The following is a 26,494-nucleotide window of genomic DNA, read 5'->3' as shown; positions in this document are numbered from 1 at the left end:
AATGGATGTGAAACAGGTAATTGAGGAGGGGAAGGCGGTCGTCGGCATCGAATTCGGTTCGACCCGCATCAAGGCGGTGATGGTCGACAGCCACAACACGCCCATCGCGCAAGGTGGGTACGATTGGGAAAACCAACTGGTCGACGGCATCTGGACGTATGACCTGGCCGAGGTCCGCCATGGCCTGCAAGCCTGTTACGCCAACCTTGCCAAAGAGGTCAAGGAGAAGTATGGCCTTCCCATCCGTCACCTCCGAGCGATGGGGGTCAGCGCCATGATGCATGGCTACCTGGTCTTTGGCGCACACCAGAACCAACTGGTCCCGTTCCGCACCTGGCGGAACACCATCACGGAAGAAGCGGCACAAAAACTCACCGCACACTTCAACTTCCCCATCCCCCAACGCTGGTCGGTGGCGCACCTGTACCAGGCGATTCTCAACGGAGAACCGCACGTCAAGGAGATCGCCCACATGACCACCCTCGCCGGCTACGTCCATTTCCTGCTGACCGGTGAGAACATCCTGGGCATCGGGGACGCGTCCGGCATGTTCCCCATCGACAGTGAAACGAAAGACTACCAGGCGAAGATGCTCACCCAGTTCGATGATTTGGTGAAGGACCACCACTTTGGGTGGCGCATCAAGGAAATTCTTCCTGAGGTCCGTGTCGCCGGACAGCCTGCCGGCGTGTTGACGGAAGACGGAGCAAAGCTCCTCGATCCAACCGGGACGTTGCAGGCCGGTGTTCCGTTCTGCCCTCCCGAAGGGGATGCGGGAACCGGCATGGTGGCGACGAACAGCGTGGCGCCCCGGACGGGAAACGTCTCGGCGGGCACCAGCGTCTTCGCCATGGTGGTGTTGGAACGGCCCCTCTCCAAGGCCTATCCCGATTTGATCGACCTGGTCACCACCCCGGACGGACTGGCCGTGGCGATGAGCCACGCCAACAACTGCACCGGCGAGTACGACCACTGGATGCATCTGTTCCAGGAAGTGGTGGAGACAGTTACCGGAGCAAAAGTGAAGAAACCGCTGTTGTATGACGCCCTGCTGGAGACGTCCCTCGATGGGGACAAGGAGTGCGGAGGACTGCTTCCGTACAACTATCTTTCCGGAGAAGCGATGACCGGCATCTCCGAAGGCAGACCGATGTTCATCCGTGAGATGAAGAACTCGTTCACCCTGGCAAACTTCATGCGCGCCCAGCTGTTCACCGCCTGCGGAGCGCTCCGCATCGGCATGGACATCCTGTTCGATGACGAACAGGTGAAGCTGGATGCCATCAACGGGCACGGAGGATTCTTCAAGACGGCCGAGGTGGGCCAGCGGATGATGGCAGCCGCGCTGCACACCCCGGTCTCCGTGCTGACCACCGCCGGGGAAGGCGGCGCCTGGGGCATCGCGCTCCTTGCCGCCTATCTGGCCGACGGAAAACGGACAAGCCTGCCGGACTGGCTGAACAAGAACGTGTTCGCCTCGGCGAAAGCCAGCACGCTCGCCCCGAGCAAAGCGGACGTGGACGGGTTCAACCTTTTCCTCGCCCGATACAAAGCGGGATTACCGGTCCTGAAGAGCGCCATCGCCCACGTGAAGTGACGCATCGCCGGCGGCATCATGGCGATACCGCCACGCGGCGAACAGACAGACAAGCAACGTCGCAAGCGCCACCAACCCCTCCAACGCCATCACCGGCACGGAGAGGATTTGGTAGCGGTACAGCATGGCCAGACTGTCCACCGCGGCGTGGAGCAGAATGGCAAGCGGATACAGCCAGACGCACCCTGGGCGCTTGACCGCTTGGAACACCAACACGCTCAAGGCGATGTGCAGGGCGATGGCGATGATCCGCTCGATCCCTCCGGCAAGCAACGTCGGAACATCCCCCGCCCCCACGGCGGCGACCGTCTGCTGGAATGCCGGGGAAAGGATCGCACCTGCATTGGAACGCAGGACGACCACCAACGTCACCAGAAGCGAAAGGCCGGAGATCAACACCGACTCCAGACCCCCGTGCCCGATGCCGTACATGATGGCGTCTTCCTTCCGGTTCTGCCGCTTCAGCAAAAACCGGAACCCGACGTAGCGGCCGGTCTCCTCAAACACGCCGGCGGCAAACGACCCGTACAGGATCATCGCCCATGGGATGGTGGGCACCGGGGTGCGCCACACCACCATGTGGAGCAATTGCTCCAACACCAAAGCGAATACGAAAAAGACCAACGCCCCCACAGCGGCATCCCGCCAGGAAGCTTTGGTCCGTTTGTGCCACCACAGAAGCAACGCCACCGGCAGCCCGATGGCCACGATGACGCTGCATCCCAACGCGAGAATCTTTGATGTCGCCACCATACCCTCCCCCTTTCAGGGGACAGTATAGATGCTGTTCACTTGTGTAACAAGCGAGCCAGATCATCCTTCGGATTGGTCACCGGAGCGATGCCGTACTGGGTGACCAGGAAATCCAGCACGCCCGGAGAGACAAACGCGGGAAGCGTCGGCCCCAGGACGATCCGCTTGACCCCAAGGTACAGCAACGTCAGCAGAATGCACACCGCCTTCTGCTCGTACCAGGACAGGACGAACGAGAGCGGCAGGTCGTTGACCCCACAACCAAACGCCTGGGAGAGCGCCAACGCCACCTGGATGGCGCCATAGGCGTCGTTGCACTGGCCCATGTCCAGGATCCGCGGCAGTCCTTCGATCGTCCCCAGATCCAGATCATTGAACCGGTACTTGCCGCAGGCAAGGGTAAGGATCACCGAATCCTTGGGCGTTTCCTTGACGAAGTCGGTGAAGTAGTTCCGTCCCGGCTTGGCGCCGTCACAGCCGCCGACCAAAAAGAAATGGGAGATCTTCCCATCCTTGACCAGCTTGACCACCTTCCCCGCCTGGGAAAGGACGGCTGCCCGGCCGAAACCGGTGGTCACCGTATCTCCTCCGTTGATGCCGGTCATCCGGTGCTTCTCCGGGTATCCTCCCAGTTCCAGCGCCTTGGCGATCACCGGGGAGAAGTCTTTCTTCTCGTCGATGTGGACCAGCGACGGATACTCCACCACCTCGGTGGTGAACACCCGGTCGGCGTAGCTGGGACGGGGCGGCATCAGGCAGTTGGTGGTGAACAGCACCGGAGCGGGGATCCCGTCAAACTCCTTCTGCTGGTTCTGCCACGCCGTGCCGAAGTTCCCTTTCAGCTGGGGGTGTTTCTTCAACAGCGGGTAGCCATGGGCGGGAAGCATCTCTCCATGGGTGTACACGTTGATGCCTTTCCCATCGGTCTGTTCCAACAGCAACTGGAGATCCTTCAGGTCATGACCGGAGACGACGATGAACGGACCCGGCTCGATGGTCAGGGGGACGACAACCGGCGTGGGATCGCCATACGTGGTGGTGTTGGCCTTGTCCAGCATCGCCATGCAGGAGAGGTTCACCTCCCCGGTTTTCAGCACCAGCGGCAACAGACGCTCCGCCGTCCACGAAGTGCCCAGCGCGTACAGCGCTTCGTGGAAGTACGCGGTGACCGTCTCGTCGGCATACCCCAGCACCATGGCGTGGTAGGCGTAGGCGGCCATTCCCTTGATGCCGAACAGGATCAAGGACTTCAGGCTGCGGATGTCCTCCTCCGCCGTCCAGATGTCCTGCATGTCATAGTCGTTGTGGCCGTAGACATGGACCTGGTCGATCAACTCCTGGATTTTGGCCGCGTCAAAATCGACGTTGGTGATGGTGGCGAACAGCGAGGTGATGACCAGCCGGTCCGCCTTCCGGTTGCCGGCGATGCCGATCAAGGCGCCGACCAGCTTGTCCTGCAGGTTTGCCACCTCGGCCGGTTTGCCGCATACTCCGGCACGCCCGGTGCATCCTTTGCACTGTGCCGTCTGCTCACACTGGAAACAAAACATCTCGTTCATACCGACTCCTTTGTTTGTTCGGGAAACACCACGGTGAGAAGCATCTTGAAATCCTCCACCGCGTACACCGCGTGGGGAACGCGCGCCGGCATAACGATCGTCTCCCCTTTCTTCACTTCAAACGGCGTACCCCCGACGGTGAACCGCCCTTTGCCATCCAACACCAGCACCATGGCGTCCCCACTGCTCTGGTGGGTGCTGATCTCCTCCCCTTTGGCGAAGGAGAACAACGTGATGCTCACCGCGTCGTTCTGGGCAAGCGTCTTGGAGACCACCTGTCCCTTCGCGACGGACACCTGGCCCGCCAGATCCATCACCTCGGAAAACGGGATGTTCTTGATCATTCCGCCTCCCCGATGGCCCCTACCGGGCATCCGTCCATGGCGTCCTTTGCCGTGGAAAGATCGGTGTCCGTTTCCTTGGCCACCGCCTTGCCTTGGTCATTCAGCGAGAAAATCTCCGGGCAGGTGCCTGCGCACAACCCGCACCCGATACACGTATCCGCATCCACATGATACTTCATTTGTCTCCTCCTATTCGATCTTGTTCCCGTCGATGGTGATGGTCACCACCCGCCACGGGATGAACTTCCCTGAATTCTTCAGCGCCGTCTTCGCCGCCGCTTCCAAGCCCCCGCAACAGGGGACCTCCATCCGGACGATCACCAGGCTTCGGATGTCATTCGACTCCAAAATGGCCTGCAGTTTCTCCGTGTAATCCACCGCGTCCAGCTTTGGGCATCCGACCAACGTGACGCGGCCCTTGATGAAATCCTGATGCATCGCCGCGTAGGCATAGGCCGTACAGTCGGCGGCGACCAGCAGGTCCGCCCCCTGGAAGTACGGAGCGGTGACCGGCACCAGTTTGATCTGCACCGGCCATTGCCTCAGCTGGGAATGGAACACCGGCGCCTGACGGGCATCATCTTCCGGTTTCATCATCCGCATCCGTGTCCCCGGGCAACCGGAAGCGGCCTTGCGGGCCTGCACCGCCTGCTTGTCGTACGGGACCGTCTCCTTCTCGATGAACGAGATGGCTCCCTGGGGGCAGGACGGCAGGCAATCGCCCATGCCATCACAGTAGTCGTCCCTGAGCAACTTCGCCTTCCCGTTCACCATGCCGATGGCCCCCTCATGACAGGCCTGGGCGCACAATCCACACCCATTGCACTTCTGTTCATCGATCTGAATGACCTGACGCTTCATCCTTTTTTCCTCTCTCTCCATCAAGAATAGAGGAACTCCCGTTCTTCGTATGTTGGAATTACAACATTTTTCCTTGACCGGAATGAAGCGTACCATGATACTTGAGACGAAGGAGAACCAATGACACTGTTCCACGGCATCACCACAGAAGAGCTCCAGGAAATGTACGGGTGCCTGGGCATGCGGCAAAAACGGTACGCCAAAGACCAGGCCATCTGGCACAGCGGCACGGTGATCCGGCAGATCGCCATCGTCATCCAGGGCACCGTGTACATCAAGTCCCACGACATCTGGGACAGGGAAGGGATCATCGGAACGGCGACGGAAGGGGATGTGTTCGGAGAAGCGTACGCCTGCGCGGGAGAACCGCTTGCCGTGGAGGTCACGGCGGCCACGGACTGTGTCATCCAGTTCCTTTCCCTGCAGAAGGTGTTCACCCCCTGCGGCAAAGCGTGCGCGTTCCATTCCCGGCTGATCGCCAACCTCCTGTCCATCATGGCATCGAAGAACCTGATGCTCACCGGGAAGATCAAGGACATCTCACCCCGGACCATCCGGGAGCGGGTCCTTTCCTATCTGTACCGGGAGGCGGTGCGCCAGCATGCCGTATCGTTCGAGATTCCGTTCAACCGCCAGCAACTGGCCGACTATCTCTGCGTGGACCGCAGCGCGCTCTCCTCCACCCTGTCCCAATTGGAGAAGGAAGGGGTCCTGTACTGCGACAAGAACAGTTTTATTCTGAAACGACCTGATACGGTTACAGGATGATGTCCAGCCATTTTCCGCTGCGATAGCGGAAGAACGTCAGGATGAACCGCATGAACTGGTCCACCAGAATGCCGAACCACGCGCCGAGCAGGCCTGCGTGCAACGGATAGACGAACAGCCAGCCGGAGAACGGCCGGATGAAGGTCACCGACACCAGGCTGATCAACGCGACGGCACGGGTGTCGCCGGCGCCCCTCAGGCACCCGGAGAAGATTACCTGTGCGATCTGCAGGATGACGATCACGGCGATGACCGGCATGATGGTACCCCCATAATCCAGGATCACCGGATCCTCGGAGAACAGACGGAAGATATCCCTCCCCACCGTACTGAAGCAGATGGCAAGGGAGAACGAGAAGATCATGCCGAAACGCTGGCAGATCCTGCCGAACATCCGGGCGAGATCGGGACGCTTTTCCCCCAGACTCTCACCGACCAGCGCCACGGCGGCGATGGAAAGCCCGTTGCCGATGGAAAACGACAGCGAGATGATGTTCATCCCGATCTGGTGGGCGGCGAACGCCACCGTACCCAGATGGGCAACGATGATGGCGTACGTCATGAAGCCGATACGGAGGAACAGTTGTTCCAGCAGGGATGCCGATCCCACGCTCCACATGCTGTGCAGGGAGAACCGGTCGATCTTCCGTTTTCCCCTCTCCCCATGGAACACGTACAGGAACCCATCCTTGTGCAGCACCGAAGCGACGGACATGACGAGGGCGACGACCGTACCGGAGACGGTGGCGATGGCATCCCCCTGAACCCCCAGGGCGGGAAACCCGAAGTGTCCGCCGATCAGGCAGTAGTTCAGCACCAGGTTGACGGCGTTGGAAGTCAGGTTGGTCTTCATGGCGATCATCGTATTGCCCGCGCCCCGCTGCGCCGCGTTGATCACCAGCGAAAACACGTTGAACGCCATCCCTCCGACGACGATGCGGAAATAGGCCACGGCCGCCTGGTGGGTGTCCGGCTGGCTGCCGGCGAACCGGATCAGGGGATCGGCGAAGGCAACGCCAAGGACGGAGATCACGACGGTGAGGATGGCGGAGAATTTCAGGGAGAACAACAGAATCCGGTTGGCTGATTCCCGGTCCCCCTGCCCCTTGCGACGGGCCACCAACGCGGAGACCGCCACGTTCAGGCTGAAGAACGGGATCAATGTGATGAACTTCGGCTGTCCACACAGTCCTACGGCGGCGATGGCGTACGCCCCCAGTCCGCTGACCATCACCGTGTCGATGAAGGAGACCAGCGAGACAAGGAACTGCTCCACGATGGCCGGCCAGGCCACCCGCATCGTCCGGGAGAGAAGACGCCCCATCGGGGGGATGGGCCCACGCTCCGGAATCGAACCAAGCATGGATTTCTTGGAGAACAGCAGGTTGATCAACATCAGAGGCTCTTTGCTCGAGGATACACGTTTTCCCTGTGGGTATCCATACCAAACCGGTGGTTAATTTTACCACTTTCCATGGCAAAACCCGCCAAAACTCTGATTTTCGCGTTGTTTTTATGGTTTTATCGAGTTGGCACGACATCTGCAATGCTATTGGTGAACGATTTTCAATCGGAAGGAGCAACAGATGAGCAACGTATGGAAACGAATGAGTGACATTATGAGCGCCAATCTCAACAGCGCATTGGACAAATGGGAAGACCCGCAGAAGATGATCAACCTGATGATCACCCAGCTGGAGGAGACGTTGGACAAAGCCCGCGCGTCCCTGGCCGACCACAAGGCGGAGAAGAAGACGTTGGAGCGGGAGAAACTGGAATTCGCCGCCGCGGCCAGCCGGTGGGAGGAACGGGCGTCAATGGCCGTCGGGCAGAACCGTGATGACCTGGCCCGTGAAGCCTTGATCGAGAAACGCACCGCCACCGAACAGGTCAAACGGGTGGAAATCCATCTCGCCGCGTTGACGGAAATCATCGCCAAGGAAGAGACCCAGGTTACGGAAATCCATGACAAGCTGGAAGAAGTGAAAGGGAAACAGGCCACGTTGGTGGAACGGGCCAAAAGCGCCCGCCAGAAGCAGACGGTGGAATCCGTCCTGAAGAAGAGCGAGTCAGTGGACATCATGCGCCATTTCCGGGATCTGGAGACCAAGATCGAGCGGATGGAAGCTGAAGCCAACCTGTCCCGTTCTCCATCGGGGACCGTCTCCACCGATGAGACCTTCGCCAAGATGGAACAGGACTCGGACATCGAGGCGCAACTGAAGGCGCTGAAGGATAAAACCCATGCGAAGTGAGTACCGGTCCCCCACCGCCCCGGTGCTGCTTGGCCTGTTCGCCACGCTTTCCCGGAAAACAGGCATCAACGCCTGGATCCTCAGGATCATCGCCGTGGTGGTGGCATGCCGCATCGGCTTCATCCCGGCGGCGTTGCTGTACGTGTTGGGGGTGGCCATCACCCCATCGTGAGGACAAACGGGGATCCGACCGGAAATCGGATCCCTTTTCTTTGTCCTTCCCTTTTGCCGGAATGCAAGAAAACCAGTATCATGGGGGCGCGTTCACTGGTGGTCCATCACCCCAGAAGGAGAAACCCATGCCCAATCTTTGGACCAATGATCTGGAATTCACCACGCATCTCTCACCGGACACGTTTGCCATGGCGGATGCTGCGGTTCGTCACACCATCATCCATACGGACCACTATGAGATGGAAAAATGCAGGATTCCCGTCCCGTTCCATGGCGGGGCGGAATGGGAACAGACACCGGACGGAGACATGGAATGGGTCTACGCGCTGTGCCGCCACTCCGTGTTCGTCGCATTGGCCAAAGCATTCGCCGCGACAGGAAACGCATCATACCGGGAAACCTGCATGGTGCTGTGGGACGACTTCCTCACCACCCAGCCACACACCAAAGCACGGGAGCAGACCAGCTGGCGAAGCTTGGAGGCAGGCATCAGGGTGGAGCATTGGCTCCGGACGCTCGAGTTGTTCCGTCTGGCAGGCTCTCCCCTGCCTGAAGCCCTTACCCAGCGGATCATCAGCAGCATCGACCAGCACGCCACCTATCTTCTGGAATCCCACACCTCGTTCCACCGCATGTCCAACTGGGGGGTGATCCAAGACCACGGTCTGCTGTTGGCCGGCATCGCCAGGGACCAGGAGGCGTGGCGCAAGGAAGCCATACGTCGTCTGGAAGAGGAACTCTCGTTCCAAGTGCTTCCGGATGGCGTGCAGTGGGAACAAAGCCCGTTGTACCACGCCGAAGTTCTTCGGTGTGTCCTGGATGCTCTGCTGATCTGCCAGCACGCATCCATCCATCTGCCCTCAGGCATCAAGGAAAAAGCCTATGCCATGGCCAAAGCTCTGGATGGGATGACGTTCGGGAAGGGAATCATCTTCCCCCAGGGGGACAGTGACCTGCTGGATGTCCGAAACCTCAGGACGGAAGCGGCGATCCTCTTCAATGAACCAACACTCTTCTCTGGAGAGGAGGAGGAAACCTATCTGGATTTTCTCTCACAGGAACGCGCATCCATCGCGGGGAAGGAACCCCTGCGCCCCACCACCTCCATCGTGGCGTCACGCAACGGAAGTTGCTGTCTTCGCAAAGGGGATTTCGAACTGTACTTCCACGCCACAGCGCTGGGAAGTGGTCATGGACATCTGGACGCGGGCCAAGCCGACCTTGCCTTCCAAGGGAAACCGGTGATGATAGACAGTGGAAGATACACCTACACCGACACCCCGATCCGTATCCGGCTGAAGGATCCTGCCGCCCACAACGTGGTGGAGACCAGCCACGACGCGCGATCCCAGGAGAGCTGGTCGTATGCGTCGCTGCTCCACGTCATAGGGTTCAGAACGGCAGTATCTCCTGAAGTCGATGCCGCGGAATGCTGGATCCGTCATCCGGATGGGATGCTCACTCGTCGCAGGATCCTGTTGTTTTCCCATCTGGCAGTGGTCTGCGATGATGTGTACGGTACAGAAGCGGCAACGCTTCGCTGGCATCTTGCCGCTTCCTGCCCCTGCCAATACCATGGGGCTCTGTGGCAATGCGGCCCGCTTTCTGTCTCCCTGTTGGGGAAAGAGATTCCCAAGCAAATGCGTGGGGAGACCAGTCCTGAGTACCGCCAGTTGCTTCCAACCACCGTACTCGAGCTTCCCATCCCCCCAAACGGGCATGCCGTCACCCTCTTCAGCCAACGGCCGTTCACCTGCAACCCCGCTTCCGCTCCATTGCGTCGGAGACGGAACTTCCATCCACGAGACGGCAGGATACGGGCTGTCCATCACCACCGAAGGACATACCCTCACGATGATCAACCGTCGAGAAGAGATCATCCATCAGGTGGATTTGGTCAGGTGCGGATCGATGGAAGGATACGGCAGCCTGTTGATCAAACAGGATGCCGACCAGCCTCTTTGCATCTGGTGATCAGCTGTTGTTCTGTTCCAGACGGAGCAACGCTTTCTTGGCGTCCAGCGTGCCCACGTAACCGACAAGCGATCCGTCGGCGCCGATGACACGGTGGCAGGGAATGACGATGGCGATCGGATTGTGGTTGCACGCCATACCGACGGCCCGCCGTGCTTCCTTGTCTCCCAGGTCCTGGGCGATTTGGGTGTACGTGGTGGTCTTGCCGTACGGAATCTTCTGCAGCTCAGCCCACACGGCCATCTCGAACTCCGTGCCATGCACCTCAAGCGGAAGGTCAAATGATTTCCGTCTGCCTGCGAAATAATCGCACAGTTGCCGGTACGTCTCATCGGTCAACGGAGTCTGCTGGTTGGTCCCGGCGAATATCTGCCGGCCCCAGTCGATGACGGAAAGTTTCCCCCCATCTTCCCCGATGGTCAGATTCAGCTCCTCGTAGTAATGGTAGTTGGTAACTGTTCTCATCCAAGCGCCTCCTTGTACTTGCGGTACAACCCACGGAACTGGTCGTAGGTCAGGCCGAGCAATTCCGCAGCCCGTTTTTGGTTTCCCCGCCCCTCTTCCAGGGCTCTTTTCAGATACAGTATATCAAATTCCTGCTTTGCTTGTTCATAGTTCATCAAGTCCAATGGAGCGGATTGTTCCGATTCCTGCGGTTTCTCGTACGGATTGGTGAACGGATGGAACTCCAGACGGTCGATCACCGGGCTATCCTGCTTGTAGACGGCCCGCTCCACCACGTTCTTCAGCTCCCGCACATTGCCAGGCCAGGGATAGGCACGAAGCTGTGCCTTCACCTCGTCGGAGAAGACGGGGATATCATCCCTTCCGCACTCCATCGCCATCTTTCCGGCGAAGAAATTGGCCAGCAGCAGGATGTCATCCCCCCGTTCCCGAAGCGGGGGAAGGAACAACACCTCGAAGCTCAGGCGGTCCAGCAGATCTTCCTTGAACTTTCCTTCCTTGCACAGCTGGGGGAGATCGGCATTGGTGGCGCCGATGATCCGCACATCACAGGTATGGGTCACCGACGAGCCGACCCGCTCGAACGTCCCGTATTCCACCACCCGGAGGATCTTCTCCTGCACTTCCAGAGGGATCAGGCCGATCTCATCCAAAAACAGTGTCCCTCCTTCCGCCTCCTCGAACCGCCCCTTGCGGGTCTTCTGGGCTCCGGTGAACGCACCCTGCTCGTAGCCGAACAACTCCGTTTCGATCAACGACGGGGGAAGGGCGGCGCAGTTGATCGTCACCAGGTTCTTCTGCCACCGGGGGGAAAGGTAGTGGAGACGACGGGCGGCGATCTCCTTGCCGGTCCCCCGCTCCCCCACCAACAGCACGCTCCGGTTCATCTTGGCGGCCAATGACAGTTTCGCCTGGAAATCCAGGAACACTTCGCTTTCCCCTAACGGGCTCTGGGTCTGCATCTCTTCCATGATAGGCGAATTATACCATCACATGGCAAAGAACACCAATCTCCTGCCCCGAAAACCGATGAAAAACCGGTGAAAACCGCTTGGCACAGTTCTTGCTGTATGATGGATGAAGGAGTAGCAACCATGGGAGTATTTTCAAGATTCCTTGATATCGTGAACGCCAACATCAACAGCCTGCTCGATCGTGCGGAGGATCCCCAGAAGATGCTCCGGATGATGATCCAGGAGATGGAGGACACGCTGATCGAGATCAAGAGCAACTGCGCTGACAAGATGGCCAGCCGCACCCGGTTGGATCGGCAGCGCTCCGATGTCCAGGCGGCGGTGAACCGTTGGCAGAGCCGGGCGGAACTTGCCGTATCCAAGGCTCGTGACGATCTTGCCCGCGAGGCGCTGGTGGAAAAGAAACGGTGCGTCGCCCAAGAGGAGCGGATCAATGAGGAGATCGCCAACTACGACAGTCTGATCAAAGACAGCCAGAACGAGATATCCCAACTGGAAGAGAAGCTCGCCGAGGTGAAGAAGAAATACAAGATCCTTACCGAAAAGCAAAAACAGGAAGCCGAACGGGCCCGTGCCCAGGAGACGATGCACAAGGATCCGATGGACCACTTCACCACGATGGAGGAACGGATCGACCGGATGCAGGCGATGAACGATCTGAACGGACAATCCCACGCCCATGATACGGAGAAGGCGTTCTCCGATCTGGAGGAAGCCGACGAGATCGACGCGCAGCTTGCGGAACTGAAACGGAAACAACAACAGGAGAAATAACCCAATGAGCGAATACATCGGGCTGTTCATCATCGCCATCATTTTCGGCAGCATCACCGTCTGGGTCGTCATCGATTCCAAGGAAAACATCAAGAAAAAGAAGATCGACGCGGCGCTCCGCATGGCGGAGATGGACAAAGGATACGAGCCGGGAACGTACAGCGAGTACCGGGACCAACCCTCCCGCAGGGGGAAGGTCAAGCGCCTCCATCAGGAGATGGAAGAGGAAAAGGATCGCGCCAGGCAGAAAGAGCTGGAGCGCGAGCGATTGAAGCAAGGCATCGGCGACCTGGAGCGTCGGCTGGACAACATCCAGACGATCATGGATGGCCGCAAAGAAGAGAAGAAGGCATGATCATGGCAAAAGCGACGACAAACAGATGGTATCGGTCCCCCAGGGGGAAGATTTTCGGACTGTGCACCGGACTTGCCGAATGGCGGGATCTTGACCCCAACATGGTCAGGATCATCGTGGCGTTGATCGTCATCTTCACCGGGGTGTTTCCCGGAGCGATCATCTACCTGATCCTTTCGTTGATCATCCCGATGCAGCCGGAAGGCTACCAGGGGACAGATACGGACGGGCAGCCCAGTGATGACGAACTGAAGCGGAAATACGACGACCTGAAGAAAAAGGTCGAAACGATGGAAAACGACATGTTCGACAAGGAACGGGATTGGGACGACCGGTTCAACACGGGGAAATGAGATGCTGAAGGATTCCAAAGCCAACAAAATCTTCCTTTTGGTGCTGGTGGCGGCGCTGGCGATCTTCTTTGGGTTCGGCGCCCTCCGCACCAAGCAGAACAGCAAAATGACGGAAACTTTCGCGCTCTCCGATTCCGCCGATCTTTCCATCCGGACGGAAAGCGACGACATCACGTTGCTGTCCGACCCCCAGGCGACAGACCTTTCCTTCGTCTATCACGGTTCGGGCAAAGCGACCACCAAACGGGATGGCGAGGATCTTTCCATCATCGTCTCGGGGGGAAGAAACGGTTCGTTGACCGTGACGATCCCGCAATCCTCCACGCTGGGCGAGCTTTCCCTCAGCACAAAGAGCGGTGCCGTCGACCTGCCATCCCTGTCGGTGAAGGATGACGTGGAGATCCGCACCATCAGCGGAAAAGTACGGCTCGCCGATCTCTCCGCCAAGGAAATCGAGATATCCACGACCAACGGGGACATCTCCCTGGCATCGGTCACCGACCGGGAAGAGACGGAAATCTCCTCCACCAGCGGCGCTCTTTCGCTGGACAGCTACCATGGCTCCGACCTGTACCTGCACACCACCAGTGGAAGCATCACCGCGGCAAGCGACATGAAGCGCGGTACCATCCGGCTTCTGTCCACCAGCGGGGATCTCTCCTTCGATCTGGTGCAGGAAAAAGCGGATTACCAGCTTGAGGCGCGCAGCACCTCCGGCCAGTTGGACCTTCCCGCCACCAAAGCGGGGGACGGAAACGTCAAGGTCACCCTCCAATCGACCAGCGGGCCGATCCGGTTCTCTTCCCAGAAACCGTGAGGTTTTCCTCCCCTTTTTCCTGAATCGGCGTATAGTGATAAAGGAAAGAGGGGACTCAGATGGAACTGTTGCTGGATACCGCAGATCTGAAGGAAATCACCGAAGGACTCAGGGACTACCCCGTCTTTGGGGTCACCACCAACCCGACGATCTTCCAGGCGGAAGGAGAGATCGATTTCTTCGAACGCCTCCGGGAGATCCGCGGCCTGATCGGAGCGAAGCGGAGCCTGCACGTCCAGGTGGTCGGGGATACGGCCGACCAGATGGTTAAGGAAGCGGAACGGATCCGCTTCGAAGTGGATGATGACGTATGGATCAAAATCCCGGTGACGGAAGCGGGGCTGCAAGCCATCCGGCGCCTTTCCGCCCAAGGGGTGAACATCACCGCCACGGCGATCCTCTCTCCGCTGCAGGGACTCCTTGCCATGATGGCCGGGGCCCGCACCCTTGCGGTGTACTACAACCGGATGCAGACCAACGGAGAGGATCCTGAGGCGGCGATCCGGCTTCTCTCCAGCCGCAAGAGCGCCGGCTGCACCATCTTGGCCGCCAGTCTGAAAGGAACGGCGCAGATCATCGCGTCCTATGCCGCCGGAGCGGACGCGTGCACCGTCTCCCCTGCCCTGCTGCACCAGGCACTGATCCAGGATGCCGTCGTCAAGGCGGTGGACGGGTTCCGGGCGAGCTGGCACGCCATCCATGGGGATGCCTTGATCACCGATCTGTAATCTTCTCCCCGATTCCTTTCCCTCTCTTTTTCCGACATCCACCGGATCTGTGGAAAAACCCTTCCCATTGGGTTGCCTCATCCCCCAAATGATGCTATAAAAAGATGTCGTTCTCCCGTACCGGAGAACAGATTCCACACAAGGAGGTCCTCCGTGAAACCGAGCAGCAGAAGTTCGAATCTGGACTACCACTTGTGTGGCTTCCCACACATCTGAGTCCCTATTCGGCTTCGCCCATCACTTTTCCATCCAGGGGGTAAGCCATGCAAGATTACCAGTACGACAAGGAAGCATTGATCGCCGATGCCGAGAATCATCGGTATGCCGATCTGAAGGAAAAACTCACCCACCTCAACGAGGTGGACGTCGCGGACTTCATCGGGGCGCTTCCTCCACCCCAGGTGATGATCGTCTTCGGCCTGCTGGAGAAGGAGGTCGCGGCCGACGTATTCGCCAACCTCCCCATCGAGAACCAGGAGCAGTTGATCAACTCGCTGGATGACCAGCAGCTTTCCACCATCATCGACGATCTGTCGGTGGATGACGCCGTGGACATGATCGGGGAACTGCCGGCCAACATCGTGCGCAAAGTACTGCGCAACGCCAAACCGGAAACCCGCCAGTTGATCAACCACTACCTGCGCTATCCGGATGACAGCGTCGGGTCGATCATGACCAGTGAGTTCGTCGACCTGAAACGGGAACTGACCATCAAGGAAGCGATTGACAGGATCCGCTCCACCGGGGAAGACAAGGAGACGATCTACACCTGTTACGTCACCGACCAGGAACACCATCTGGAAGGAACGGCCTCCATCAAGGATCTGCTCCTTGCCAAGGACGACCAGCACGTCGAGGACGTGATGGAAAAAGACATCATCAGCGTCACCACGACGGACGACCAGGAAGTGGCCGCCCGGCTGTTCAACAAATACGATTTCGTCGCGCTCCCGGTGGTGGACGCGGAGAACCGTCTGGTCGGCATCGTCACGGTGGATGACGCCGTGGACGTCATGCAGGACGAGGCGACGGAGGACATCGAAAAGATGGCCGCCATGCAACCGTCGGAAAAACCGTATCTGAAGACCGGCGTGGTGGAAATGGCCAAGCACCGGATCCTCTGGCTGCTGATCCTGATGGTCAGCGGAATGATCACCGGCTCCATTCTGGAGCGGTTCACCGACGCGTTCGTCGCCATCCCGCTGCTGGTCACGTTCATCCCGATGCTGACCGATACCGGCGGCAACGCCGGCAGCCAGTCCTCCGCCTTGATCATTCGCGGACTGGCCGTCGGAGAAGTGGAACCCCGGGACTGGGTGAAAATCATGTGGAAAGAACTCCGGGTATCCATTTTGGTCGGGCTTGTCCTGGCCGCGGTGAACTTCATCCGGATCGTACTGACCTACCGGAACGTCACGATGATGATCGCCTTCACCGTCTCGCTGACGATGTTCTTCACCGTGCTGCTGGCCAAGTTGATCGGTGGACTGCTGCCGCTTCTGGCCAAGAAGATCCACGTGGATCCGGCCATCATGGCCGCCCCGTTGATCACCACCATCGTCGACGCGATGAGCCTGGTGATCTATTTCACCATCGCCAAAGAGTTGCTTGGCGTATGATTGTTGCATAAATGTTGCATATCCGAAGAGATTCTTCGGGTATGTTGCAAATTCATGCAAGAACTGTTGCATAAATTTTCTGTCTACGCTATCATATCGTCAATTTGACGAGGAATCATGCAGCATACCATACTTCTGCTTTCTGACGGATCCTGTTGGACAGGGACCGCACATGGCTACCAGGTTCCCGAGGGCGCCGAAGCGCCCATCGCGGAAGTCGTCTTCAACACCAGCATGACGGGCTACCAGGAGATCCTCACCGATCCCTCCTATCACGGTCAGATGGTGGTGATGACCTATCCGGAGATCGGCAACTACGGATGCGACACCCCCTTCACGGAGAGTGACGGCATCAAGGCCACCGCAATGATCGTCCATGAGTTGTACCAGGGGCCGCTTCCTGAAGGGCGGATCAGCCTGGAGGAGTACCTGGAAGCCCAGAGGATCCCGATGATCAGCGATGTGGACACCCGAAGCCTGACGCTCCATCTGCGCGAGGCAGGCAGCCAGAACGGCATGATCCTGTCGGTGGACGGGCCGGTCACCGAAGAGGTAAAAGCCGACGCTCTCAAGACGTTGCGCGCCTTCCCGCTGATCACCGAGCGCGATCTGATCGACGGGGTGACGGTCAAAGCCCCCCTGGTCGATCCCTTGGTCGACGGCAAGAAAGCGGAACACCCCACCCTCCGCTTCGCCGTGGTGGACTACGGCATCAAGCGCTCCATCATCCGCCAGCTGTACCGGCGGAACGTCGCCGTGACGCTGCTTCCGGCAACGGCAAGCAAGGAGGACGTCCTGGCGACCGGCGCCCAGGCGCTGTTCCTCTCCAACGGGCCGGGGGACCCCGCCCTGCTGCAGCCATCCGTCCAGATGGTACGGAGCCTGATCGGCACGATGCCGGTGCTGGGCATCTGCCTGGGCCACCAGATCATCACCTGGGCCCTGGGGGGAAAAACGGTGAAGATGAAGTTCGGACACCATGGCGGGAACCACCCGGTGTATGACCACCAGAGCGGCAAGACGTTCGTCACCAGCCAGAACCACGGCTTCATGAGCGACCCCGCCTCCCTGCCATCCTCCGTCTCCATCTGGTTCACCAACGCCAACGACGGTTCCATCGAAGGATTGATGGACGAGGGGCGCCGCATCGCGTCGGTGCAGTTCCATCCGGAAGCCTCGCCAGGCCCGTATGACGCGTCCTGGATTTTCGACCGATTCATCCAACTGGGGGGCAACGTATGAGCAAACGGGAAGACATCCATCGGATCCTGGTGGTGGGCAGCGGGCCGATCGTCATCGGACAGGCGTGTGAGTTCGACTACAGCGGCACACAGGCGGTCAAGGCACTGAAGGAAGAAGGATACGAAGTACTGCTGGTCAACCCCAACCCCGCCACGGTGCAGACCACGGCGGGCATCGCCGACCACATCTATCTGGAACCGCTGAAAACGGAGTACGTCGAGCAGATCTTCCAACGGGACAGGCCGGACGCCATCCTGACGACGATGGGAGGCCAGACCGGGTTGAACCTGGCGATGGAGCTCTCCCGCAAGGGTCTTCTGGACAAATACAACGTGCAGGTCATCGGGGCGTCCATCAAAAGCATCGAGCTTGCCGAGGACCGGGGCAAGTTCAAGCAGGTGGTCAGCTCGCTGGGACTGGAAAGCCCCCGCAGCGAAGTGGTCCACACCATCCAGGAAGGGGTGAAGGCGAAGGACGACATCGGATACCCGGTGATCATCCGGCCGAGTTTCACCCTGGGAGGCTTTGGCGGATCCATCGCCCATGACGACGCCGAGTTCACCGATTGCATTGAGCGCGCTCTGGAGACCAGCCCGGTCCATGAGGCGCTGGTGGAGGAGTCGTTGATCGGCTGGAAGGAGTTCGAGATGGAGGTGATGCGGGACCGCAAGGACAACGCCATCATCGTCTGTTCCATCGAGAACATCGATCCGATGGGCGTGCACACCGGGGATTCCATCACCATCGCGCCGATCCAGACGCTGGACGACCAGGCCTACCAGGCGATGCGGGACGCGTCGATCAACATCCTCAGGGCCGTCGGTGTGGACTGCGGAGGATCCAACGTCCAGTTCGCCGTCAACCCGGATACCGGCAAGATGGTGGTCATCGAAATGAACCCACGGGTCTCCCGCTCCTCCGCCCTGGCAAGCAAGGCGACCGGCTTCCCCATCGCCCGATGTTCGGCGAAACTGGCCGTCGGTTACACGCTGGACGAGGTGGTCAACGAGATCACCGGCAAATCAGTCTCCTGCTTCGAGCCGGCCTTGGACTACTGCGCCGTCAAGGTGCCCCGGTTCGAACTGGAAAAGTTCCCCCTTCCCTACAGCGCGCTGGGCACCCAGATGCGCTCGGTGGGTGAAGCGCTGGCCCTGGGCCGCACGGCGCTGGAAGCGCTGAACAAGGCCATCCGGGCAAGCGAACGGAAGTTCGAAGGACTGACCGACATGCGGGAAGGCGGCAAGTACACCGACGATGAGATCGACCACATCCTGCACAGCGCCCATCCCCTCAGGCTGATGAGCGCCTACACGATGATCGTGGAGCACGGTCCGTCCATCCTCCCCGAGCTCTCCAAGCTGACCGGCTTCGACCGCTGGTTCCTCTATCAGCTGGTCCGCCAGGCAGAGATGGACAAGAAACTGTCCAAAGGACCGCTGACCAAAGAGCTGATTCTGGAAGCCAAACGGTACGGCATGAGCGACAAACGGATCGCCACGCTGAGCCACCAGAGCGAGGATGCGGTGTACCGGATGCGCACCGGGGAAGGCATCGTCGCCGTGGCCCACCACGTGGACACCTGCGCCGGTGAGTTCCAGGCGCTGACCCCGTACTGCTACACCACCTATGGGGAGAAGGATGAGACCACCCCGCTGGGAAAGGATGCCGTGATCATCCTGGCTTCCGGCCCCAACCGGATCGGCCAAGGACTGGAGTTCGACACCTGCTGCACCCTCTCGTCCCTGGCGTTCCGGAAGCTGGGCAGGAAAACCATCATGGTCAACTCCAACCCGGAGACGGTATCCACCGACTTCAACATCTCCGACCGGCTGTACATCGAACCGTTGACGGCCGAGCACGTCAAGGAGATCATGCGGCTGGAAGGGACGAAGAACGTCGTCGTTCAGCTGGGAGGCCAGACGCCGCTGAACATGGCCGATGACCTCCAGGCCGCCGGGGCCAACATCATCGGCACCAGTCTGGACGGACTGGACCGGGCAGGCGACCGGGAACGGTTCAGCCAGGTGGTCCGGAAACTCGGACTTCGCAACCCGGCCAACCAGACGGCCCACAGCAGGGACGAGATCATCCCCAAGGCGCTGGAAGTGGGTTTCCCCGTACTGCTCCGCCCCTCCTTCGTGCTGGGCGGACGGGGGATGTTCATCGTGGACGACGAGGAGGGACTGCAGGACTTCCTGGAGCACAGCGGTGTGGAGATCACGCCCAAGGCCCCGGTGTTGATCGACCAGTTCCTGGAAGACGCGTTCGAGTATGACCTGGACGCCGTCAGCGACGGCAAGAGCATCTACATCGGCGGCATTCTGCAGCACATCGAGGCCGCGGGCATCCACTCCGGCGACAGCGCCGCCGTGTTCCCGCCGTACAAGGCCATCCCGTCGGTGCTCTCCCAAATGCGGGAATGGGCACTGAAGCTGGCCCAGGAACTGCAGGTCAAAGGGTTGATGAACATCCAGTTCGCCTCCAAGGAGGACAAGCTGTACATCATCGAGGTCAATCCCCGGGGCTCGCGGACCGTACCGTTCATCAGCAAGGCCAGCGGCGTCAACCTGGTGGAAGCCGCCGTCCGGGTGTGGAACGGCGAGGATCTGGTCGCCCAGGGACTGGTCGGCAGGGAGGGCACGTTCGCCGAAGGGCACTGCATCACCGGCTGGGCCATCAAGGAAGCGGTGTTCAGCTTCGACCGGTTCAGCAACGTCGACCCGGCCTTGGGGCCGGAGATGCGCTCCACCGGAGAGGCGATCGGCATGGGCCGGAGCTTCGGAGAGGCGTACGCCAAGAGCCAGGCGGCTGCGGGCAACCGGCTGCCTACCTCGGGCAACGTGGTGATCAGCGTGACCAAGAAGGACCGGCAGACCATCGTACCCATCGCACGGCAACTGCAGAAACTGGGATTCCACCTGTTCGCCACCCATGGCACGGCGCGGGATCTGTTCGACGCCGGCATCCTGTGCAACGTGGTGCTGAAGGTCCAGGACGGACACCCCAACATCGTCGACATGATGCACGCCCGCCAGGTGGATCTGGTGATCAACACGCCGATGGGCTATCATGCCCGCCGCAGTGATGATGACATCCGGACCGCCGCCATGCGGCTGAAGATCCCCTACACCACCACCACGTCGGCGGCCGCTGCCGCCGTACAGGCGATCGCGTACGAACAGGAGGGAATCTACACCGTCCGCGAGCTTCCCCAGTGATGGTTCGAGATTGCTTTTTTCCGCTGGTTGTGGATACACTGTAGGAACATTCGCAAGAGGGTTATACATGTCAGAAGAAGTGTTCATGCAGCGCACCACAACCTGCGGGGCGTTGCGAAAGGAAGATAACGGCAAGACCGTCATTCTGAACGGCTGGGTGTTCCGTGACCGCAACCACGGCGCACTCTCGTTCATCAACCTCCGTGACCGGTACGGAGTGACCCAGGTGGTCGTCGATGACGACGCTCCGGCAGAACTGCAGGAAACGGCCGGGCAATTGAAGGAAGAGTACTGCATCGCCGTCCAGGGTATCGTCCGGCTCCGCCCGGATGACATGGTCAACAAGGAGATGCCGACCGGAGACGTCGAGGTGAAAGCCGAGACGATCCAGATCCTCTCCAAGTGCGAACCCCTGCCGTTCCGCATCGATGATCCCAATCAAGTCCCCAACGAGGATCTCCGGCTCCGCTACCGCTTTCTGGATCTCAGGACGCAGGGAATGCAGGAGCGCATCCGGCTTCGCCATGAGTTCGTCCATTCCATCCGGAATTTCCTGTGCGACGAAGGGTTCTATGAGATCGAGACGCCGACGCTGGTCCGCAAGACCCCGGAAGGTGCCCGTGACTTCATCGTCCCCAGCCGCCTGTGGCCGGGCAAGTTCTACGCCCTTCCCCAAAGCCCCCAGCTGTACAAGCAGCTGTTGATGGTCGGCGGCATGGACAAGTACTTCCAGATCGCGCGGTGCTACCGTGACGAGGATGCCCGGGGGGACCGGCAACTTGAGTTCACCCAGCTGGACGTCGAGATGAGTTTCGTCAAGCGGGACGATGTCCTGCTGCTGATGGAACGGCTGTTCGGCCAGGTGTTCAAGGAAGTGGTCCATTACGACCTTCCGGAACATTTCCGGAGGATCAAATGGTACGATTCGATGAACACCTACGGGTGTGACAAACCGGATCTCCGCTTCGGTCTGGAAATGCAGGACATGGACGAGTTCGCCGCAAAGACCAACTTCGGCGTGTTCAAGGACATTTTGGCGGCCAAAGGGCATGTGAAGGCCATCTGCGCCCCCAACCCGAAACGGGTGGAGAAGAAAGCGGTCGTCGGTCCGAAGGACAAGCCGCTGGAAGAGTACACCCGCAAGTACATCGACAGCCTGGAAGAGACGGCCAAGACCTATGGGGCCAAAGGGCTTGCCTGGGCGAAGGTCGGAGCCAACGGGACGCTCTCAGGTGGCATCTCCAAGTACCTTGCCGGCCTGGAGTCCGAGCTGGTCGCCCGTTTTGACGCCAAGGAAGGCGACCTCCTGTTGTTCATCGCCCATGAGAACTGGAAGAAGTGCTGCGCAAGCCTGGGGGCCATCCGCTCCCGGCTTGGCAAAGAGTTGTATTTGATCCCGCCCCACACCTACGCGTTCTGCTGGATCATCGACTTCCCGCTGTTCGAGTACAACGAGGAGGAAGGTCACTGGGAGGCGGCGCACCACATGTTCAGCATGCCGCAGGCCGAGTACATCCCGACGCTGGAGAAGGATCCCGGTGCGGTGATCGGAGACCTGTACGACATGGTGTGCAACGGGTATGAATGCGCCAGCGGTTCGATTCGTATTCATGACATCGAGCTGCAGAAGCGGATCTTCCGCATCTGCAACTACCCGGACGAGAAGGCCCAGGCGGCCTTCGGATTCCTGCTCGACGCCTTCAAGTACGGACCGCCTCCTCATGGCGGCATCGCCCCGGGCATCGACCGGATGGTGATGATCATCAGCGAGCAGAACTCGATCCACGAGGTCATCGCGTTCCCCAAGAACACGGTGGGGGTCTGCTCGATGGATGACTCCCCGTCGCCGGTGGACGAGGCGCAACTGACCATGGACAACATCGCCGTGCGGATGCCTCCGGCCAAAGACAAAGCGTGATTTGAAGAACGGGACTCCCCAACGGAGTCCCGTTTTGATATCCGCTGGAATTCCCGTCAAAAACAGGCTATGATACAGCCATGAGCCAAGAAAGATCCGTCCGTGCCGATTTCGTGCCGGACCATTACCAGTTCACCACCCCTTCCGGGGACGCGTACGCGTACACGCCGACCACCGGCCCGTACGAGTATCTGCTCGGGGCCTTGAGCGGATGCCTGTTCATGACGTTCAAGGACATCGCGAAGGAAATGCACGTCGGTTGGGAGCACATGAGCTTCCAGACCCACGGCGTCAAGCGGGATGAAATCCCCACGTGGCTGAAGAGCGTGGACATCCACGTCACCGTCACCGGTGCCTCCGACGCCCAGCTTTTCACCAAGGCGTTTGAGAAGGCGACGCACAACTGTTCCATCTACAACACCATCGCCAAGGTGGCCACGATGGAATGGACGGTGGAATTCGCCTGATGGAACACTTCGGCTCCGATGCGCGGTATACCTCAATGGTGCTGTTCGACGTCTTCCAGGACGCCCTCGCTGATTTGATCGCATCGGACGCCTATCTGTTCACCCGGCCCAAACACCGGGCCGCCATCGCCCATCGTCTGACGGAACACCTGGAGCGGAAGCTCAGGGAGAAACTGTCGTTGACGGTGGACGACACCTCCCCGTCCTACCGGGTGTTTCCCAAGAATCTCGTCTTTGATGTGATGACGGAGAAAAGCGACATCATCCTGCATGACCGGGCGGGAAAGACCGCCATGACGGTGATGCTGTACGATGACTACATCACCGCCAAGCAGGCCTTGCTCCTGAAGGGAATGTACGCCCCCCGCCAGCTGACGCTGGCCGTGGCGTTCCTTCCCGGAAAGCCGTACCAGTTGATCTACCGGGTCGACCGGGAAACGATGGACTACTACCACTACGACAGCTCCCTGAAGGCGTCCCGCCTGCAGATGCAACGGATCCGGGAAGACAAAGAAGGGGGCCAGTTGACCTTGCTCAGGCCGCGGCCCCGAAAACGGAAATCAGAAACGTAACAGCTCACGCCTCTTCGTGCCAGGCCCTGCCGTAGTAGCTGTCAAGGTACAGCGCCTTGATCTGGCTGATCAACGGATAGCGGGGGTTGGTTCCGGTGCACTGGTCGTCGAACGCCTTCACCGACAGTTCATCCACCGCGTCCAGGAACTCCTTCTCATCCACCCCCCATTCCTTGATGGACGGCGGGATGTTCAGCACCTTCTTCAACGCTTCGATGCCTGCGATCAAGGCCTCGACCTTCTGTTCCATCGTCATGCCCGGTTTGGTCACCACGTACGGCGTATTCTTCTGGTCGTTGACCGCCATGGCGATGTAGTCCGCCGCACGGGCATACCGGGAGACCACCGAGGGGAACTCATACTGGGGGAACGCAGCCTGTTTGGTCGGGTTGTCGTTGGCGTTGAACCGGATGATGTTGGTCAGAAGCAGGCCGTTGGCCATCCCATGAGGAACATGGAACTGGGCGCCGAGCTTGTGGGCCATGGAATGGCACAATCCGAGGAACGCGTTGGCGAACGCCATGCCGGCCATCGTCGAGGCGTTGTGCACCTTTTCCCGTGCCTTGCGGTCCGTCCCGTCGGCATAGGCGGCCGGCAGGTATTTGAAGATCACCCGGGCGGCTTCCAGCGCAAGACCGTTGGTGTAGTCGGTGGACATGCTGGAGGCAAGCGCCTCCAGGGCGTGGGTCAGCACGTCGATGCCGCAGGAGGCGGTCAGCGACTTGGGCTGTCCCATGGCCAGTTCCGAATCGACGATCGCCATGGACGGCGTGAGCGCGTAATCGGCGATGGCGTACTTCATGCCGGTATTCTCATCGGTGATGATGGCGAACGGCGTCACTTCCGATCCCGTGCCGCTGGTCGTCGGGATGCAGACCAGCTTGGCCTTCTCCCCCATGTGGGGGAACGCGTAGATACGCTTGCGGATATCCATGAACCGGAGCGCCAGCCCGTCGAACTTCACCTCGGGGTGCTCGTACAGAAGCCAGAGGATCTTCGCCGCGTCCATCGGGGAACCGCCACCGACGGCGATGAAGATGTCGGGATGGAACGCGTTGACCAACCCCAGTGCCGTGTTGATCGTCCCCAGCGTGGGATCGGGCTTCACCTGGTGGAACACCTCGCACTCGATGCCCATCTTCACCAGCGGTTTGGTCACCTTGTCGATCATTCCGCTGCCGAACAGGAAGCTGTCCGTGACGATGAACGCCTTCTTTCGTCCGGCGAGTTCCTGCAGCGCGACGGGCAGGCATCCGTATTTGAAGTATACTTTGGGAGGCAATTTGAACCACAGCATGTTTTCCCTCCTGGCGGCTACCGTCTTGATGTTCAGCAGATGTTTCGGTCCGACGTTCTCCGATACGGAGTTGTTGCCCCAGCTGCCGCATCCCAACGTCAGGCTGGGTTCCAGACGGAAGTTGTAGATGTCCCCGATGGCTCCCTGGCTGGCCGGCATGTTGACCAGCACCCGGCTGGTCTTGGCCGCCTTGCCGAACGCCTCGATCTTGTCCTGTTCCTTTTCATCCACGTACAGCACGCTGGTGTGGCCAAAGCCTCCCAGGGCGATCAAATGGACGGCCATGTCGGTGCCGGAACCGAAGTTGTCGCACCGGTACATGGCAAGCACCGGAGAGAGTTTCTCATGGGCGAACGGTTCGTCCGCCTCGATGCGGGTCACCTCCCCGATCAACACCTTGGTGTCCTTGGGAACGGAGAAACCGGCCACTTCGGCGATCTTCCATGCCGGCTGTCCGACGATCGCCGGGCTCACCGTCCCCCGCTTGGGGTCGATGATCACCGCGCGGAGCTTGTCCAGTTCCTGGTTGTTCAGGAAGTGGGCCCCCTGGGCTGCCAGCTCCTTCTTCACTTCGTCGTAGATGTCCTTGTGGCAGATGATGGATTGTTCGGAAGCGCACACCACGCCGTTGTCGAACGTCTTGGACATCAAGATGGAGGCGACGGCCATCTTGATGTTGCAGCTCTTGTCCAAAAGCGCCGGGGTGTTCCCCGCTCCGACGCCGATGGCAGGTTTCCCGGAGGAATAGGCCGCCTTGACCATGCCCGGCCCCCCGGTGGCCAGGATCAGATTGATCAGCGGATGGGTCATCAGATAGTCGGTCTTCTCCATCGTCGGTTGTTCGATCCAGCCGATGATGTCTTCCGGCGCTCCCGCAGCCACGGCGGCGTCCCGCACGATGCGCGCGGCGTCACAGGTGCATTTCTTCGCCCGGGGATGGGGGGAGAAGATGATGGCGTTGCGGGTCTTCAGGGAGATCAACGATTTGAAGATCGCCGTGGAGGTGGGGTTGGTCGTCGGAATGATGCCGCAGATCACCCCTTTGGGTTCGGCGATCTTCTCGATGCCGAAACCCTCGTCTTCCTCGATGATTCCGCAGGTCTTGTCGTCCTTGTACTTATGGAAAATGTATTCGGCGGCGAAGTGGTTCTTGATGACCTTGTCTTCCACGATGCCCATGCCCGTCTCCTGGACGGCATCCTGCGCCAGCGAGATGCGGGCGTTGTTCGCCGCAATGGCCGCCGCCCGGAAAATGGCATCCACCTTCTCCTGGGAATACGAGGCGTACAGCACCTGGGCCCGCTTGACCTTCTGGATCAAAGCCTCCAGCTCGTTCTGACCTTCAAAGCGTTCCGTTTGTTCCGTTCCCATAGCTTCGTTCTCCTTACGCTTTTTGGTATACGAAGTTCC

At 59.7% G+C, this 26,494-nt stretch carries 25 protein-coding genes; 16 read left to right on the top strand and 9 right to left on the bottom strand.

Going from position 1 to position 26,494, the window contains the following annotated elements; all coding sequences use genetic code 11:
- Position 1: 1 nt before the first annotated feature.
- Positions 2-1,597, top strand: coding sequence for an ATPase (locus LKE28_03830; GenBank protein ID MCH3907383.1), 1,596 nt, complete (start codon positions 2-4; stop codon positions 1,595-1,597).
- Here the strand turns inward: LKE28_03830 and LKE28_03825 are convergent.
- From LKE28_03825 to LKE28_03805, 5 genes are read right to left on the bottom strand one after another with little or no spacing between them, the layout of a single operon-like run.
- On the bottom strand, positions 1,559-2,350 hold the full coding sequence (locus LKE28_03825) for a YhfC family intramembrane metalloprotease (GenBank protein ID MCH3907382.1): 792 nt from the start codon (positions 2,348-2,350) through the stop codon (positions 1,559-1,561). The two genes, LKE28_03830 and LKE28_03825, sit on opposite strands and share 39 nt — an antisense overlap.
- Before the next feature lie 35 nt (positions 2,351-2,385).
- Entirely contained in the window at positions 2,386-3,909 is a 1,524-nt protein-coding gene (gene hcp / locus LKE28_03820; protein ID MCH3907381.1) for a hydroxylamine reductase, read from the bottom strand.
- Entirely contained in the window at positions 3,906-4,253 is a 348-nt protein-coding gene (locus LKE28_03815; GenBank protein ID MCH3907380.1) for a cupin domain-containing protein, read from the bottom strand. The genes hcp and LKE28_03815 overlap by 4 nt, the downstream gene beginning before the upstream one ends.
- The gene (locus LKE28_03810; protein ID MCH3907379.1) at positions 4,250-4,432 is read right to left on the bottom strand and encodes a ferredoxin; all 183 of its coding nucleotides are present in this window, start codon (positions 4,430-4,432) and stop codon (positions 4,250-4,252) included. The genes LKE28_03815 and LKE28_03810 overlap by 4 nt, the downstream gene beginning before the upstream one ends.
- Before the next feature lie 10 nt (positions 4,433-4,442).
- Positions 4,443-5,114 (bottom strand): 4Fe-4S binding protein, encoded by a 672-nt coding sequence (locus LKE28_03805; GenBank protein ID MCH3907378.1) that lies wholly within the window; start codon positions 5,112-5,114, stop codon positions 4,443-4,445.
- A gap of 120 nt (positions 5,115-5,234) precedes the next feature.
- Between LKE28_03805 and LKE28_03800 the strand changes: the two genes are divergently transcribed.
- Positions 5,235-5,882, top strand: a complete 648-nt coding sequence (locus LKE28_03800) for a Crp/Fnr family transcriptional regulator (GenBank protein ID MCH3907377.1) — start codon at positions 5,235-5,237, stop codon at positions 5,880-5,882.
- On the opposite strand, the gene LKE28_03795 is transcribed toward LKE28_03800, so the two are convergent.
- Positions 5,872-7,278: an MATE family efflux transporter gene (locus tag LKE28_03795; protein MCH3907376.1), complete on the bottom strand. Its 1,407-nt coding sequence runs from the start codon at positions 7,276-7,278 to the stop codon at positions 5,872-5,874. The two genes, LKE28_03800 and LKE28_03795, sit on opposite strands and share 11 nt — an antisense overlap.
- A gap of 190 nt (positions 7,279-7,468) precedes the next feature.
- On the opposite strand from LKE28_03795, the gene LKE28_03790 reads away from it, so the two are divergent.
- From LKE28_03790 to LKE28_03780, 3 genes are all read left to right on the top strand, one after another.
- Positions 7,469-8,137 carry a PspA/IM30 family protein gene (locus tag LKE28_03790; GenBank protein ID MCH3907375.1) on the top strand — a complete coding sequence of 223 codons (669 nt, stop codon included), beginning with the start codon at positions 7,469-7,471 and terminating at the stop codon, positions 8,135-8,137.
- A complete protein-coding gene (locus LKE28_03785) occupies positions 8,127-8,309 on the top strand; it encodes a PspC domain-containing protein (GenBank protein ID MCH3907374.1) in 183 nt (60 codons plus the stop codon). Before LKE28_03790 ends, LKE28_03785 begins: the two co-directional genes overlap by 11 nt.
- A gap of 127 nt (positions 8,310-8,436) precedes the next feature.
- On the top strand, positions 8,437-10,374 hold the full coding sequence (locus LKE28_03780) for a heparinase II/III family protein (protein MCH3907373.1): 1,938 nt from the start codon (positions 8,437-8,439) through the stop codon (positions 10,372-10,374).
- Here LKE28_03780 and LKE28_03775 read toward each other — a convergent pair.
- Both LKE28_03775 and LKE28_03770 read right to left on the bottom strand, forming a co-directional pair.
- A complete protein-coding gene (locus LKE28_03775; protein MCH3907372.1) occupies positions 10,286-10,750 on the bottom strand; it encodes a methylated-DNA--[protein]-cysteine S-methyltransferase in 465 nt (154 codons plus the stop codon). The two genes, LKE28_03780 and LKE28_03775, sit on opposite strands and share 89 nt — an antisense overlap.
- Complete coding sequence (locus tag LKE28_03770; protein MCH3907371.1) at positions 10,747-11,721, bottom strand: sigma 54-interacting transcriptional regulator; 975 nt, start codon at positions 11,719-11,721, stop codon at positions 10,747-10,749. The genes LKE28_03775 and LKE28_03770 overlap by 4 nt, the downstream gene beginning before the upstream one ends.
- A 123-nt stretch (positions 11,722-11,844) precedes the next feature.
- Here LKE28_03770 and LKE28_03765 point away from each other — a divergent pair, with 123 nt between their 5' ends.
- The 11 genes from LKE28_03765 to LKE28_03715 all read left to right on the top strand — a co-directional run bounded on the left by LKE28_03765 (position 11,845) and on the right by LKE28_03715 (position 23,787).
- Positions 11,845-12,498: a PspA/IM30 family protein gene (locus tag LKE28_03765; GenBank protein ID MCH3907370.1), complete on the top strand. Its 654-nt coding sequence runs from the start codon at positions 11,845-11,847 to the stop codon at positions 12,496-12,498.
- 4 nt (positions 12,499-12,502) lie between these two features.
- Positions 12,503-12,853: a hypothetical protein gene (locus tag LKE28_03760; GenBank protein ID MCH3907369.1), complete on the top strand. Its 351-nt coding sequence runs from the start codon at positions 12,503-12,505 to the stop codon at positions 12,851-12,853.
- Positions 12,854-12,855: 2 nt separating this feature from the next.
- Complete coding sequence (locus LKE28_03755) at positions 12,856-13,206, top strand: PspC domain-containing protein (GenBank protein MCH3907368.1); 351 nt, start codon at positions 12,856-12,858, stop codon at positions 13,204-13,206.
- A gap of 1 nt (position 13,207) precedes the next feature.
- Positions 13,208-14,023, top strand: coding sequence for a DUF4097 domain-containing protein (locus tag LKE28_03750; protein ID MCH3907367.1), 816 nt, complete (start codon positions 13,208-13,210; stop codon positions 14,021-14,023).
- A 59-nt stretch (positions 14,024-14,082) separates the two neighbouring features.
- Positions 14,083-14,751 (top strand): fructose-6-phosphate aldolase, encoded by a 669-nt coding sequence (locus tag LKE28_03745; protein ID MCH3907366.1) that lies wholly within the window; start codon positions 14,083-14,085, stop codon positions 14,749-14,751.
- Between the two features lie 263 nt (positions 14,752-15,014).
- Entirely contained in the window at positions 15,015-16,370 is a 1,356-nt protein-coding gene (mgtE, locus tag LKE28_03740) for a magnesium transporter (GenBank protein ID MCH3907365.1), read from the top strand.
- 117 nt (positions 16,371-16,487) lie between these two features.
- Complete coding sequence (carA, locus tag LKE28_03735) at positions 16,488-17,612, top strand: glutamine-hydrolyzing carbamoyl-phosphate synthase small subunit (GenBank protein ID MCH3907364.1); 1,125 nt, start codon at positions 16,488-16,490, stop codon at positions 17,610-17,612.
- Positions 17,609-20,830 (top strand): carbamoyl-phosphate synthase large subunit, encoded by a 3,222-nt coding sequence (gene carB / locus LKE28_03730; protein ID MCH3907363.1) that lies wholly within the window; start codon positions 17,609-17,611, stop codon positions 20,828-20,830. Before carA ends, carB begins: the two co-directional genes overlap by 4 nt.
- Before the next feature lie 85 nt (positions 20,831-20,915).
- The gene (gene aspS / locus LKE28_03725; GenBank protein MCH3907362.1) at positions 20,916-22,748 is read left to right on the top strand and encodes an aspartate--tRNA ligase; all 1,833 of its coding nucleotides are present in this window, start codon (positions 20,916-20,918) and stop codon (positions 22,746-22,748) included.
- A gap of 80 nt (positions 22,749-22,828) precedes the next feature.
- The gene (locus tag LKE28_03720) at positions 22,829-23,215 is read left to right on the top strand and encodes an OsmC family protein (protein MCH3907361.1); all 387 of its coding nucleotides are present in this window, start codon (positions 22,829-22,831) and stop codon (positions 23,213-23,215) included.
- Positions 23,194-23,787 (top strand): hypothetical protein, encoded by a 594-nt coding sequence (locus LKE28_03715; GenBank protein ID MCH3907360.1) that lies wholly within the window; start codon positions 23,194-23,196, stop codon positions 23,785-23,787. Before LKE28_03720 ends, LKE28_03715 begins: the two co-directional genes overlap by 22 nt.
- A gap of 4 nt (positions 23,788-23,791) precedes the next feature.
- On the opposite strand, the gene adhE is transcribed toward LKE28_03715, so the two are convergent.
- On the bottom strand, positions 23,792-26,455 hold the full coding sequence (adhE, locus tag LKE28_03710) for a bifunctional acetaldehyde-CoA/alcohol dehydrogenase (GenBank protein MCH3907359.1): 2,664 nt from the start codon (positions 26,453-26,455) through the stop codon (positions 23,792-23,794).
- Positions 26,456-26,494: the final 39 nt, after the last annotated feature.

Source organism: Sphaerochaeta sp. (genome assembly GCA_022482495.1).
Taxonomy (GTDB): Bacteria; Spirochaetota; Spirochaetia; order Sphaerochaetales; family Sphaerochaetaceae; genus RUG023.
The sequence above is the reverse complement of the archived record's forward strand: the minus strand, read 5'-3'. Positions and strand labels throughout refer to the sequence as shown.